General features: G+C 67.0%; 11 protein-coding genes. 3 read left to right on the forward strand and 8 right to left on the reverse strand.

The features are described from left to right. Positions 1 to 4: 4 nt before the first annotated feature. From AMD14_RS16130 to pilG, 3 genes are read right to left on the reverse strand one after another with little or no spacing between them, the layout of a single operon-like run. Positions 5 to 535, reverse strand: a complete 531-nt coding sequence (locus AMD14_RS16130) for a chemotaxis protein CheW (protein ID WP_015463484.1) — start codon at positions 533 to 535, stop codon at positions 5 to 7. Further along, on the reverse strand, positions 535 to 897 hold the full coding sequence (locus tag AMD14_RS16135; protein ID WP_005913708.1) for a response regulator: 363 nt from the start codon (positions 895 to 897) through the stop codon (positions 535 to 537). Before AMD14_RS16135 ends, AMD14_RS16130 begins: the two co-directional genes overlap by 1 nt. Before the next feature lie 17 nt (positions 898 to 914). Continuing rightward, a complete protein-coding gene (pilG, locus tag AMD14_RS16140) occupies positions 915 to 1,316 on the reverse strand; it encodes a twitching motility response regulator PilG (protein ID WP_005913706.1) in 402 nt (133 codons plus the stop codon). A 236-nt stretch (positions 1,317 to 1,552) separates the two neighbouring features. Here pilG and gshB point away from each other — a divergent pair, with 236 nt between their 5' ends. Both gshB and tolA read left to right on the forward strand, forming a co-directional pair. Continuing rightward, positions 1,553 to 2,503, forward strand: coding sequence for a glutathione synthase (gene gshB, locus AMD14_RS16145; protein WP_011052038.1), 951 nt, complete (start codon positions 1,553 to 1,555; stop codon positions 2,501 to 2,503). After that, the gene (tolA, locus tag AMD14_RS16150) at positions 2,500 to 3,375 is read left to right on the forward strand and encodes a cell envelope integrity protein TolA (RefSeq protein WP_005913700.1); all 876 of its coding nucleotides are present in this window, start codon (positions 2,500 to 2,502) and stop codon (positions 3,373 to 3,375) included. The genes gshB and tolA overlap by 4 nt, the downstream gene beginning before the upstream one ends. 73 nt (positions 3,376 to 3,448) lie before the next feature. On the opposite strand, the gene AMD14_RS16155 is transcribed toward tolA, so the two are convergent. From AMD14_RS16155 to mrcB, 5 genes are all read right to left on the reverse strand, one after another. Next, positions 3,449 to 4,366 (reverse strand): ADP-ribosylglycohydrolase family protein, encoded by a 918-nt coding sequence (locus AMD14_RS16155; protein WP_011052039.1) that lies wholly within the window; start codon positions 4,364 to 4,366, stop codon positions 3,449 to 3,451. Continuing rightward, a complete protein-coding gene (tsaB, locus tag AMD14_RS16160; protein WP_003482499.1) occupies positions 4,363 to 5,082 on the reverse strand; it encodes a tRNA (adenosine(37)-N6)-threonylcarbamoyltransferase complex dimerization subunit type 1 TsaB in 720 nt (239 codons plus the stop codon). Before tsaB ends, AMD14_RS16155 begins: the two co-directional genes overlap by 4 nt. A gap of 13 nt (positions 5,083 to 5,095) precedes the next feature. Beyond that, on the reverse strand, positions 5,096 to 7,120 hold the full coding sequence (yoaA, locus tag AMD14_RS16165) for a DNA repair helicase YoaA (protein WP_003482501.1): 2,025 nt from the start codon (positions 7,118 to 7,120) through the stop codon (positions 5,096 to 5,098). Positions 7,121 to 7,392: 272 nt separating this feature from the next. Further along, positions 7,393 to 7,917, reverse strand: a complete 525-nt coding sequence (locus AMD14_RS16170) for a hypothetical protein (protein WP_003482503.1) — start codon at positions 7,915 to 7,917, stop codon at positions 7,393 to 7,395. Between the two features lie 13 nt (positions 7,918 to 7,930). Then, the gene (gene mrcB / locus AMD14_RS16175) at positions 7,931 to 10,375 is read right to left on the reverse strand and encodes a penicillin-binding protein 1B (RefSeq protein ID WP_003482504.1); all 2,445 of its coding nucleotides are present in this window, start codon (positions 10,373 to 10,375) and stop codon (positions 7,931 to 7,933) included. Positions 10,376 to 10,616: 241 nt separating this feature from the next. Between mrcB and AMD14_RS16180 the strand changes: the two genes are divergently transcribed. Next, a complete protein-coding gene (locus AMD14_RS16180) occupies positions 10,617 to 12,719 on the forward strand; it encodes a glycosyltransferase (protein WP_015463485.1) in 2,103 nt (700 codons plus the stop codon). The last annotated feature ends 339 nt before the right edge of the window (positions 12,720 to 13,058 follow it).

A 13,058-nucleotide genomic window follows, 5' to 3' on the forward strand; every position in this document is an offset into this window, starting at 1 on the left:
CGGCTTAGGCCGCGGCCTGCCGGAATTCAGGAGTGCGCGACAGCAACGCCAGGGAAAACACACCCCAGTCCTGCGTCTCGTTGCGGAAGGCACGGTCGATGAAATGGGCGTAGCGGCCTTGCGCCAACTCGCCGGGTTCCACCGCCTGAACCTGCTCGAAGCTGCGTTGGCCGTACAGCTCATCGATGGTCAGCGCGACGTCGCCGCCGCTCTGACGCATGATCAGCACACGCTGGCCTTCCTGCAGCACCGTGCGACGGCCCTCCAGGAACTGCTTCAGATCGATCACCGGGAACAGATTGCCGCGCAGGTTGCCCACGCCCAGCAGCCAGGACTGTGCGCCCGGCACCGGAGTGACCGGCGGCATCGGCACGATTTCCGCGACTTCGCGGAAGTCCGAGACCAATCGCCGGGTACCGACGCGATACCCCACGCCGCGCCAGATATCGGCCGAGAACTGGCGTTCCGGCAGCGGCGTGGCGTGCGCCAGACTACGACGCTCGTAGTCTTCGAGAATGTCGAATGGAGAGCGCATCAACGCACCAATTGTCTGATGCGCGCGATCAGATCGTCTTCGCGCGGCGGCTTGACGATGTAGTCGCTGGCACCTTGTCGCAAACCCCAGGCCCTGTCGGTTTCCATGCCCTTGGTGCTGACCAGCAGCACGGGAATGTCCTTGGTTGCCTGGTCGCGTGCGAGAGCACGGGTTGCCTGGAAGCCGCTCATGCCGGGCAACACCACATCCATCAACACAAGATCGGGCGCCTGGCTGCGAACCAGCTCAAGCCCCTCTTCTGCATTATCGGTGGCGACGACCGTATGGCCTGCTTTTTCCAGCCATTGACTGAAGACTGCCCTGTCGGTGGGCGAGTCCTCGATCAATATAATTCGAGCCATGTTGCCTTTCCCCCTGGTCAGGCGTGGACGTACGTGCGGATCGCGCTCAGTAGTTCTTCACGGGTGAACGGCTTGGTCAGATATTGCTCGGAACCGACGATGCGGCCGCGTGCCTTGTCGAACAGGCCGTCCTTGGACGACAACATGATCACCGGCGTCGATTTGAAGAGCTGGTTGCCCTTGATCAACGCGCACGTCTGGTACCCATCCAGGCGCGGCATCATGATGTCGACGAAAATGATCTGAGGTTGCTGGTCCGCAATTTTGGCCAGTGCCTCGAAACCATCCGTTGCTGTCACTACTTCACAACCTTCCCGCTTCAGCAGCGTTTCGGCGGTGCGGCGAATGGTTTTCGAGTCATCGATGACCATCACCTTCAGTCCTGCGAGTTCCCCACCCGCAGCAATGTTTTCACTCATGCAAATATCCCCGGGCGCGCGACGCTTCATCCCTTCCGACGTCGCTACGAAACTGCATGTATATCCCAAGACCCGCATCGACTGTCAAGGGCGCATTGCCGGGGCCCCGCCAGGCGGACGTTCCGACCACGTCTGGGTGCGTCCCGGCCGGCAAGTCGCGCACTACGACCCGCCGGGCGCGCCATCGCCCATCGCTTGAAGTTACCATCGGCAGCCTGTTCGAAAGGTTTAGCCCCATGTCGCTCGACGTCGTTGTGGTGATGGATCCCATCGCCTCCATCAAGATCGCCAAAGACACTACGTTTGCCATGTTGCTGGAAGCCCAGCGCCGTGGCCACCGTCTGCACTACGTGCGCCCCGGCGGGCTCAGCCTGCGCGAAGGGCGCGCGGTGGCGCAGGTGGCGCCGCTGAGCGTGCGCGAGGACAAGACCAGCTGGTTCACGCTGGGCGAGTTCGCCGAACTGGCGTTCGGGCCCGGCCAGGTGGTGCTGATGCGCAAGGACCCGCCGGTGGATGCGGAGTTCGTCTACGACACCCAGGTCCTGAGCGTGGCGCAGCGCGCCGGCGCGCAGATCGTCAACGACCCGCAGGGACTGCGCGACTACAACGAGAAGCTGGCCGCACTGCTGTTTCCGCAATGCTGCCCGCCGACCCTGGTCAGCCGCGATGCCGCCGCGCTCAAGGCCTTCGTGCTGGAACATGGCCAGGCGGTGCTCAAGCCGCTCGATGGCATGGGCGGACGCTCGATCTTCCGCAGCGGCAGCGGCGACCCCAACCTCAACGTGATCCTGGAAACGCTGACCGACGGCAACCGCAAACTGACCCTGGCGCAGCGCTTCATCCCCGACATCACTGCCGGCGACAAGCGCATCCTGCTGGTGGACGGCTTGCCGGTGGATTACTGCCTGGCGCGGATTCCGCAGGGCGACGAATTCCGCGGCAACCTGGCCGCCGGCGGGCGCGGCGAAGGCCGGCCATTGTCCGAACGCGACCGCTGGATCGCCGCGCAGGTAGGCCCGGAAATGCGCCGTCGCGGCATGCGCTTCGTCGGCCTGGACGTGATCGGCGATTACCTGACCGAGGTCAACGTCACCAGCCCCACCTGCGTGCGCGAACTGGATGCGCAGTTCGGCCTGAACATCGCCGGGCTGCTGTTCGATGCGATCGAGGCCGGCGCCGCGCAATGAGCACGGCCGCGGCCCTGCCGGCACCGATGGACGACGGTCGCCGGCTGATGATGACGCTGGTGATCTCGCTGCTGCTGCATGGCGTGCTGATCCTGGGGGTGGGCTTTGCGGTCAGCGAGGACGCACCGTTGGTGCCGACGCTGGATGTGATCTTCAGCCAGACCAGCACCCCACTGACGCCCAAGCAGGCCGACTTCCTGGCCCAGGCCAACCAGCAGGGCGGGGGCGATCACGCCACCGCGCAACGCCCCCGGGACAGCCAGCCCGGCGTGGTGCCGCAGGACCGCACCGGGCTGGCACCACAGGCGCAACGCGCCACCAGCGTGAACGCACCCGAGCCTACCCAGACCCGCGTGGTGACCAGCCGTCGTGGTGAACAGGCCGTGCCGACGCCGCAGCCGAATCCGCAGACCGACCCGCTCACCCCGGCCGAGGCGCAACGCATCCAGCGCGATGCCGAAATGGCCCGGCTCGCCGCCGAAGTGCATCTGCGCTCGGAACAATACGCCAAGCGCCCGAACCGCAAGTTCGTCTCCGCCAGTACCCGCGAATACGCGTACGCGAACTATCTGCGGGCCTGGGTGGACCGCGCCGAGCGCGTGGGCAACCTGAATTATCCGGACGACGCGCGCCGCCGCCGGCTAGGCGGCAAGGTGGTCATCAGCGTGGGCGTACGCCGCGACGGCAGCGTGGAAAGCAGCCGCGTGCTGGTCTCCAGCGGGGTTCCGTTGCTGGACGATGCCGCGCTGCGCGTGGTGCAACTGGCGCAGCCGTTTCCGCCACTGCCCAAGACCAAGGACGATGTGGACATCCTGCAGGTCACGCGCACCTGGCTGTTCCTGCCCGGCGGCGAGCTGCACGACGATCGCTGAAGCAGTGTGCGCCTGATCGGCGCGCCGACGATGGCGTGCTGCGAATCGGATGACGGCGCTGCCGCCCACGCTGCTAGGCGACCTGCCCCGCCTCATACAATCGGTCTGCCAGCACAACAATCTCTGCCGCATCCTGCACGCGCTCGCGCCAGGCGGCCGGGATGCCCTCGATGCCGTAGAACGCGCCGGCAAGCTGCCCACAGATCGCCGCGGTGGTATCCGCATCGTCGCCCAGGTTGGCGGCACGCAGCACGGCCTCGTCGAAGCTATCGGTGGTGGCAAAGCACCACAACGCTGCCGACAGCGAATCGATGACGTAGCCCGTGCCGCGAATCCGCGCTGCGGGCACGGACACATGGTCGCGGATCGCCAATACGTGGACTGCAGGCGTCAGCAATGCTTCCGGCTGCGCATGCAGCACCTGATCGCGCGCATTTCCGAGCAGCGCCGCGCGCAGCTGGAACGCGAACAACCGGCAGGCATCCAGCGCCTCGGCAGAGGCATGGGTGGTGCGCGAACTGTCGGCGGCGCGCTCGGCAAGCTCGTCGGGGCGATGCGCGTAGTACATCGCCACCGGCGCCAACCGCATCAGGGATCCATTGCCGGCCGCGCGCGGATCGGCGCTGCCGCTGAAGGCGGGGCCGCCATCCAGATAACGCTCCAGCGCCTGGCGCACGGTGTTGCCGATATCGAAACAGTGGCCGGTGCTGCTGAGGTAGCCGTGCTGATACCAGTTGCAATAGCGGTTCATCTGGTCGGCCGCATCGAACCCCTGCCGATGCAGCAGGCTGTGCGCCAGGCACAGCGCCATCGAAGTGTCGTCGGTCCACTGCCCTGCTCGCAGGGCGAACGGGCCGCCGCCGCGCATGTCGTCGATCGGCGTGAAGCTGCCCGGCGCGCAGAATTCCAGCGTGGTGCCGAGCGCATCGCCCACCGCAAGACCGAGCAGGCAACCGCGAAACCGCGCGCGTTCGAGATCGCCGTGTGTCATGGCGCGGCGGCGGCCGCCTTCGCTGCGCGGGCGGCCTGTTGCTCGACCAGGGTGAGTGCAACGTTGTCGCGCAGGTACGCCGGTTCCACGCGCTCCGGCGCCAGCCCTTCGCCCCGCTGCAGCGCAGGCACCGCAAGCGTGAGCAGATCGGCGGCATGCGGCAAGGCACTGGCATCAACGCTGCTCAATTGTGCGGCAAGGCGCTGCTGCAGCAGTCCGTCGGCGGCCGCAAATCCGGTTCCCACCCCAGCCACGCGCTGCGCCGTCTCGGGCATGACCACCGCATCGGGCGTGCACACGCGCTCCGGGGCAAGTTCTAGCAACCCATCCTCGTTACGCGCGAACACCCCGGCATAGACCTCGCCCATGCGCGCATCGATGCAGGCCAGCACATGCCTGGCCTCTGCCGGCGCACGCAAGGCCAACACTTGCAACGTGGAAACGGCCAGCACCGGCAGATCCAGGGCCAGCGCGATCCCTTGCGCAATGCCGATCGCCAGACGCACGCCAGTGAACGCGCCGGGGCCGCGGCCAACCGCAATCGCATCGAGCTGGCGACGGGTGATGCCGGCGTCGGCGAGCAGCGCATCGGCCCAAGGCAAGGCCAGTTCGGCGTGGCGACGCGGCGCCAGTTCGAAGCGCTCGATCACGCGACCATCCACGTGCAGCGCAACGGAGCAGGCTTCGGTGGAGGTTTCGAAAGCGAGGACGTTCATGGCGGGGCCGCAATCAGGAAGAAGAAGATCGGTCGCCGCCGACCGGCAACGCGAGCGCGCCATTGTCGCCCACCGCCGGTTCAACGCCAAAAAACGCCTGCACATCGGCAATGGCGTGCGTGCGCGCAAACGGCGGCAGCGACTTCATGAAGGTGCGGCCGTAGCTCTTGTTCACCAGCCGCGGGTCGCACAGCACCAGCACGCCACGGTCGGTTTCGCTGCGGATCAGCCGGCCCACGCCCTGCTTGAGCGCGATCACCGCCTGTGGCAGTTGTTCGTCGCGGAACGGGTTGCCGCCCTCGCGACGGATCGCATCCAGGCGCGCTTCGAACACCGGGTCGTCGGGTGCGGCGAATGGCAGCTTGTCGATCACCACCACGCTCAAGGCGTCGCCCACCACGTCCACGCCCTCGCGGAAACTGGCCGAGCCCAGCAGCACGCCATTGCCGGAATCGCGGAACCGCTGCAGCAAGGTCGCGCGCGGCGCCTCGCCCTGCACGAACAACGGCCATGGCGCGCCGCGCAAGGCTTCGGCCGCTTCGCGCAGCGCGCGGTGCGAGGCGAACAGCAAGAACGCACGGCCGTTGGAGGCTTCCAGCACCGGCGTCAGCGCGCCGATCAAGGCAGTGCCGAACCCGCGTGCGGCCGGATCGGGCAGGTTCGGCGGCAGGTAGCACAAGGCCTGACGCGCCCAATCGAACGGGCTGGGTTGCAGCAAGGTCACCGGATCGCTCAGGCCCAGCCGCTGCGCGATGTGGTCGAACTCGCCGCCCACCGCCAGCGTGGCCGAGGTGAATACCCAGGCCGCCTGCGACTTTTCGCGGTGTTCGCGCAGCGGGCCGGAGACATCCAGGGGCGTGCGCTGACAGCGGAAGCCGCGCGGGCTGAGTTCGTACCAGAGTACATCGTTGTCGACGGTCTCTTCCGGCGGATCCTGCGCGAAATCGGCCACCGGCAGATCTTCGCCCAGCCAGCGCGACAGGCGGCTCAACGCCTCTTGCGCACGTGCCGTGCAGCCGTCGAAACCCGGTGAAGCCTCACGCAATGGCAGCAGGGATTCGCCCAACCGTGCCAGCGACGACAGCACGGCATCGAACCCTTCGCGCACCTGCGGCTTGGCCAGCGCACGCCATTGCGTGCCGCGTGGCGGCAGCCCTTCCATTCCGGCGCGTAGGCTGCGCAAGGCCTCATCCAGCGCCAGGATCGGTGCCTGCAGGCTGGCCTGCGCGCCGGCAACCAGGCGCGCTTCGACCATGCAATCGCGCGCCAACTCCTGCCATGGCCGCATGCCGAAACTCTCGCCGAAGAAATTGGCCGCCAGTTCGGGCAACTGATGCGCTTCGTCGATGACGAAGGCCTGCGCACCGGGCAGGATTTCGCCGAAACCTTCCTGTTTGAGCGCCAGATCGGCCAGCAGCAGGTGGTGATTGACCACCACCAGATCGGCCGCCTGCGCACGCTGGCGCGCCTGCACCACGAAGCACTCGCTGTAGAACGGGCAGTCGGTGCCCAGGCAATTGTCGACGGTGGAGGTCACCATCGGCAGCAGCGGCGAGTCGTCCGGCAAGGCTTCCAGCTCGGCCATGTCGCCGAACTGGGTGCGCCCGCTCCAGGCCACGATGCGCTGGAACTGCGAGACCTGTTCGGGCGTGGCAAAGCGCGGTTCGCCACGTGCCTGCTGGGTGCGGTACTTGCACAGGTAGTTGGCGCGCCCCTTCAACAACGCACTGCGCAGCCCCACGCCCAGCGCGGCGCGCACACGCGGTAGATCGCGATGGAACAGCTGATCCTGCAGCGCGCGCGTGCCGGTGGAAACGATGGTCTTGAGCCCGGACAGCAACGCCGGCACCAGATAGGCGTAGGTCTTGCCGGTGCCGGTGCCGGCCTCTGCCAGCAATACATCGCGCTGCTCGAACGCCTCGGCGATCGTCCCGGTCAGGCGCAACTGCGCAGCACGTGGCGCGAACGCGTCGAGCTGGCGCGCAAGCGCCCCGCCCTCGCTGAGCGCTTGGATGCTGGCAGTGGCAAGTTGGGACATGGGACCGAACGAAAAACGGACAGGAAGCACGACAGCCTAGCGCGTGCGCGGTGATGCTGCCTGGGTTGCACTTGATGGATTGCGCACATCCCGCTGCTGCGCCAGCAACCGTCAGGTGCGCCTGTGCTTGCTGAAACCGCACCGGGCAGCCAGGAGCCCCCTCCTCACCTTGGCTCGAAGTGCTCCAGGCATTCCAAGCGCACGAAGGACACGGCCATCCAAGGCATCCACCGCGCCCGCCTTGCGGTGCGCAGTCGCTTCGATCGCCGGTCTCAGTACCGCTTCACGCCTGCCACGGTGCAACCGGCAATCTGCGCCTTGGCAGAGGCGGCGTTTTCCTTTTCGCCACGCGCCAGACGCGATTGCTCGATGGTCGCCCAGTGCCGACGGCACAACGGCCCGGTCTTGGACCCCAGGTCGATCGCCTGCTTGGCGAGGCGTTCGGCCGCTGGCCAGTCGGCCTGCAGCACGGACACTTCGGCACGTTCCTGCAGAATCGCCGGGTCGCCCGACACCAAGCCCAGCGCCTGATCCAGGGCCGCAGCGGCGCCGGCCAGATCGCCGGCCTGGCGTTTGCTCTTGGCGGTCTCGCGCAAATCATCCACCTGCGGGTCGCGCAGCGGCTGCACCGACAGTTCGGTGTCGTCCGCGCCGGCTTCGCGTTCGATCAGCAACAGCCGCTGGGTCGGGGTCGTCGGGTCCACCGGGGTCGGCGGCGGCGCGGGTGGTGCGCTGACGCAGGCGGTGAGTGCGGCCAGGACGCCGATCGGGGCGAGCAAACGGTGCATTCGGTTCATGGGGTCGTTCCAATCAACGCGTGGGTGGGGCCGCGGCAGGTGCGGCGGCAGGGTCTTCGGGCTTCTTTTCCAGACCGAAGAAGCGGCGCCAGCCACCGCCGCTGGATTGTTCGGCAGGTGCGGCCGCTTCGCCGGGCGCGGCTTCGATCGACGGCGCGTTGCCCGCGCACGGCGCGTAGGCCGGCGTGAAGCCGACCACGAACGGGAACTGGCGCGCACCCGGGCAACCCGGGTCGGTGACGCCGGTGCCGCTGGCGTCCACCCACTGCCAATCCAGACCTTTGCCGCTGACCTTCAATGGCGCACTCGGCAGGCGGGCGAAGATGCTCGACCACACCCGCATCGCGCCGGTGGCGCCATACAAGCCGGTTTCGGCGTTCTGGTCGTTGCCCATCCAGATCACCGCCAGATGATCGCCGGTGTAGCCGGCATACCAGCTGTCGCGACCGTCGTTGGAGGTACCGGTCTTGCCGGCCGACGACAGGCGCCCCAGGCCATCGCCCAGCAACTGCCGCGCGGTGCCGCCGCTGACCACCTGCTGCAGGCCGATGCTGATGAGGTTGGCGGCCACCGAATCGCCTTCCTGCGCCGGCGCCGGGGTCTTGTCGTAGCGCTTGAGCAGCTTGCCTTGCGGGTCGAGCACACCGCGCACCGCATGCAGCGGCTGGATCTCGCCGCCGGCTGCCAGGAACTGATACAGCTGCGCCATGCCATACGGGCTCTGGTCGGTGGTGCCCAGGATCAGCGCCGGATTGGGCTCGGCCTTGATACCGGCCAACACCTGGATCAGCTGCGCGATGCGGTCCGCGCCGACCTGCATGCCCACCCGCACCGTGGCCTGGTTGTAGGAATGCGCCAGCGCATCGACCAGGCGCACCGTGCCGTGGCTGCGGTTGTCGGAATTGCCCGGCGACCAGGTCTTGCCGCGGCTGAGCTGCACGGTCACCGGCGAGTCGTCGACCCAGCTGGACAGCGCCCAGCGGTCCGGCGAGGCCAAGGCCAGCATGTAGACGAACGGCTTGAGCAACGAGCCCACCTGCCGCTGCGCTTCCACCGCACGATTGAAACCCGGCTTGGCCACATCGCGGCTGCCGACCACGGCGAGCACATCGCCGTTATGCACGTCGGTAAGCACCAACCCCGCCTGCAGCGGCGGGCGTTTCTTGTTGTCCAGCCGCTTGATGGTGCCGGTCACTGCGCCTTCGGCATACGCCTGCGCCGACGGCGACATGCCGGTAAGCACGCTCATGCCGGCGCCCTGCAGCACGCCTTCCGGATAGTCGTGCGCCAGCTGGCGCCGCACCAGGTCCACATACGCCGGAAAACGGTTGGCAGCGACCAGGCCAGGCTCGATCGGCACGCCCAACGGCGCAGCCAGCGCGCGCTTGTATTCGGCGTCGTTGATCAGATTGTTTTCGTGCAGCTTGCCGAGCACGAAATTGCGTCGGTCCAGCGCGCGTTCCGGGTTGCGCCGCGGGTCGTAGTACGACGGCCCCTTGACCAGCCCGATCAACAATGCGATCTGCTCGGTGGTCATCGAATTGAGTTCGCGACCGAACCACAGTTCCGCGCCCGACGACACGCCGTGGATCGCCTGCCCGCCGCGCTGGCCCAGATAGACCTGGTTGAGATAGGCCTCCAGGATGGTGCGCTTGTCGTAGCGCGCCTCCATGATCACCGCGTACAGGATCTCGTTGAACTTGCGCGTGAGCGTCTGTTCCTTGCCGATGCCGAGCAGGCCGCTACGGGCCAACTGCTGGGTCAGGGTGCTGGCGCCCTGGCGGACCTGGCCGCCGGAGCGCGCCATGATCCAGGCCGCGCGCACCATGCCGCTCAGATCGATGCCGTGATGGCTGTTGAAGTCGCGGTCTTCCACCGCCTGCAGGCCGGTGACCAGCAGCTCGGGCACTTCTTCCATGCGCACCAGGCGGCGTTCTTCCTGCTTCTGCCCGTACAGGGTGGCGATGCGCGCCGGGTCCAGGCGTGCGCTCTTGAGCGCCTTGCGGTCGCCGGCGTCGCGCAGGCTGGCCACGCGCCCACCGGCCAGGCTGACTTCGATACGGCGCGCCGGCACGCGTCCATCCACATCGATGTAGCCGCGGCTGGCGATGGTGAAGCGGCTGCCGTCCTGCTGGTAGGTGCCGGCCAGCTTCGCCTGACCGTCGTCGCGGTACGACGCCGCGTCCAGCTCGGTCTTCAGCGTGGCCGCATCCAGTGCGTTGCCCGGCACGAGCACCAGCGGCCGGCCGTACACGCGGGTGGGGATCTGCCAACGCAGTTCGCCAAAGCGCTGGGTGACCTGCTTGTTCAGATACACCGTATAGGGAATCAGGAAACCGAGCGCCAGCGCGAACGCGGCAAATCCCCAGACGATGAGTCTGCGTTGCCAGCGGGAGCCTTGCGCGTTGGTGTCGTCCTCGAAATCGTCGGGAGCGTCGTTGTCGTGGCGTCGGGGCACAGGAATGCGAGAATGTAGAGTGCGGCGAGTCTAGCGCAGCGCTGTCATGGCTGTGACCTGCCGGCCCGTCGGCCGTTAAGAGCGGCTAACAAAGCGACCGATGCCGCTTCGCTAGGCGCGAGGTGTTCTCGGCAGCAGCGCAGGCATGGCTCGCACACTGCGCTGGCAGATGCAACGATTGCCTCGACCCTCGCTCTGCTCGCCACGTTTCACTGCCCCACCACGCTGGAGTTCCAACGCAATGTCGATGTCTTTGGCCGATGCGCGCTATCTGTTCAATCGCGTCCTCGGCCTGATCCACCGCAGCGTGGCCAGCATGCGCACGCGCGGCTGGCGCGCCACCTGGCAACGCATTCGCGTGCACACGCAGGCGCCCCCGGTCGCCGTGGGCACGCCGCTGTGGCTGCCGCAGGCCGCCCCGTTCGCGGCGTTCGCGCTGCCGCACAGCCCTACCCCGCGGGTGACGGTGGTGATTCCGGTCTACAACCACATTGCGCACACCTTGGCCTGCCTGCGCGCGCTGGCGGCGCATCCGCCGCTGCTGAGTGTGGAAATCATCGTCGTGGACGACGGCAGCAGCGACGCCACCGCTGAACAGTTGCCGCAGATCGCCGGTCTGCACTATCACCTGCGTGCGAGCAACGGCGGCTTCATCGCGGCCTGCAACGACGGCATCGCACTGGCCCGCGGCGATTTCGTGGTGCTGCTCAACAACGACACCATTCCGCAGCCCGGCTGGCTGGACCGGTTGATCGACACCTTTGCCCAGCATCCGGGCGCCGGCCTGGTCGGCGCGCAACTGGTGTATCCGGACGGGCGCCTGCAGGAATCCGGCGGCGTGGTCTTCGGCGATGGCAGCGCCTGGAGCTACGGCCGCTTTGAATCGTCCGAAGACCCACGTTATGCATATGTACGCGCGATGGACTACTGCTCGGGCGCGGCAATCGCGCTACCGCGCGCGCTGTTGCACACGCTGGGCGGGCTGGACCGGCGCTACATGCCGGCGTATTACGAAGACACCGATCTGGCGTTTGCAGTTCGCGCGGCCGGATATCAGGTGCTGGTGCAGCCGGCCAGCGTTGTGGTGCATGACGAGGGCACCAGCAATGGCACCGACACGCGTACCGGGGTGAAGGCCTACCAGGTACGCAATCAGAGCGTCTTCGCCGAAAAATGGCAGCAGCCGCTGAAAACGCAGCTGCCGGCAGGTACGGTGCCCGGGCCGGCACTGCTGCACCGCCACCAGCGACAGGTCTTGATCCTGGACGAGTGCGTGCCGCAGCCGGACCGCGACTCAGGCTCGCTGCGGCAGTTCAACCTGATCCGACTGCTGCGCGAAGAAGGCGCGCATGTCGTCTTCGTGCCGACGCGCCGCGAACACGCCGGGCGCCACACCCAGGCATTGCAGCAGCTCGGTGTCGAAGTCTGGTACGCGCCGTTTCTCGAAGGCATCGGCAGCTGGCTGCGCAGCCATGGTGCGCGATTTGCGGTGGTGCTGCTGGTGCGCCACCACGTGGCGCATGCCTGCCTGCCGTTGCTCAGGCAATATGCGCGCCAGGCGCGCACCTTGTTCGATACCGTCGACCTGCATTACCTGCGCGAACGCCGCGGTGCCGAGCTGGCCGGCGATGCCAATCTGCTGCGTAGCGCAGAACGCACCCGCGTGCGCGAGCTCGAGATCATGGCGGCCACCGATGTCACCTTGCTGGTGTCTGCCGCAGAACAGGCGCAGTTGCGCGCGGATGCGCCACACATCCGCACCGCCCTGCTGTCCAACCTGCATGAGGTCGCCGGCAGCGGCCACAGCTTCGCGCAGCGCCGCGACCTGGTCTTCGTCGGCGGCTTTCGTCATCCGCCGAATGTGGATGCGGTACAGTGGTTCATCAGTGACATCTTTCCGCAGGTCCGTGCGCAGCTGCCCGAGGTGGTCTTCCACTGCATCGGTGCCGACCTGCCCGACGCCCTGCGATTGTTGGCCGACGAATGCCCCGGCGTGCAGCTGCATGGTCACGTTCCGGATCTGGTTCCGTTCATGGACAGCGCACGTATCGCGGTGGCGCCGCTGCGTTTTGGCGCGGGCGTGAAAGGCAAGATCAATCTCAGCATGGCGCACGGCCAGCCGGTGGTCGGCACCACCTGCGCGGTGGAAGGCATGCACCTGCGCGATGGCGAGGATGTGTGCGTCGCCGACGATGCGGACGCCTTCGCCGCTGCAATCGTGCGGCTGTATCGAGATGCGACGTTGTGGCAGCGCTTGGCCGATAACGGCTTGCGCAACGTGGCCGAGCATTTTTCGCTGGACGCAGCACGGGCGACGGTACGCGAGTTGTTTATTGCGGGGTGAGCAGGCGGCTAGGGATTGGCGCCTGGATCGTTTGCATCACGAAACGCCCCAGGACACGCAGTGATTGGCGATTGATCCGCCTTCGCCGCATCGCGAGGCTGCGCACGTACCCTCATCCGCCCCTTCGGAGCACCTTTTCCGGTGGAAGAAGGGAGTGTGCATCGCAGCTTGTATCGCGTGCTGGTTGAAGGCTGCACAGCTTGGTCCACCTGCGTCTGCAGCACGCATCGCATCTGATGCAAATATGGGGGCTTGAAGCGTGGGACTGTGCCCGTACCTGATGCAACACGGGCCTTAGACCGTGGGACTGCACACGCTCGGCGGGCTTCCAAGTTGCCC

Origin of the sequence: Xanthomonas citri pv. citri, from assembly GCF_000961215.1 — a bacterium.
GTDB classification, from domain to species: Bacteria; Pseudomonadota; Gammaproteobacteria; order Xanthomonadales; family Xanthomonadaceae; genus Xanthomonas; species Xanthomonas cissicola.

What these genes read in the sequence shown, in the direction of transcription:
- yoaA (WP_003482501.1), bottom strand. Translation starts at nt 7,120, where the DNA reads ATGTCCCAACTTGCCACTGCCAGCATCCAAGCGCTCAGCGAGGGCGGG.
- AMD14_RS16135 (WP_005913708.1), bottom strand. Translation starts at nt 897, where the DNA reads ATGGCTCGAATTATATTGATCGAGGACTCGCCCACCGACAGGGCAGTC.
- AMD14_RS16180 (WP_015463485.1), top strand. Translation starts at nt 10,617, where the DNA reads ATGTCGATGTCTTTGGCCGATGCGCGCTATCTGTTCAATCGCGTCCTC.
- AMD14_RS16155 (WP_011052039.1), bottom strand. Translation starts at nt 4,366, where the DNA reads ATGACACACGGCGATCTCGAACGCGCGCGGTTTCGCGGTTGCCTGCTC.
- pilG (WP_005913706.1), bottom strand. Translation starts at nt 1,316, where the DNA reads ATGAGTGAAAACATTGCTGCGGGTGGGGAACTCGCAGGACTGAAGGTG.
- AMD14_RS16170 (WP_003482503.1), bottom strand. Translation starts at nt 7,917, where the DNA reads ATGAACCGAATGCACCGTTTGCTCGCCCCGATCGGCGTCCTGGCCGCA.
- tsaB (WP_003482499.1), bottom strand. Translation starts at nt 5,082, where the DNA reads ATGAACGTCCTCGCTTTCGAAACCTCCACCGAAGCCTGCTCCGTTGCG.
- gshB (WP_011052038.1), top strand. Translation starts at nt 1,553, where the DNA reads ATGTCGCTCGACGTCGTTGTGGTGATGGATCCCATCGCCTCCATCAAG.
- AMD14_RS16130 (WP_015463484.1), bottom strand. Translation starts at nt 535, where the DNA reads ATGCGCTCTCCATTCGACATTCTCGAAGACTACGAGCGTCGTAGTCTG.
- tolA (WP_005913700.1), top strand. Translation starts at nt 2,500, where the DNA reads ATGAGCACGGCCGCGGCCCTGCCGGCACCGATGGACGACGGTCGCCGG.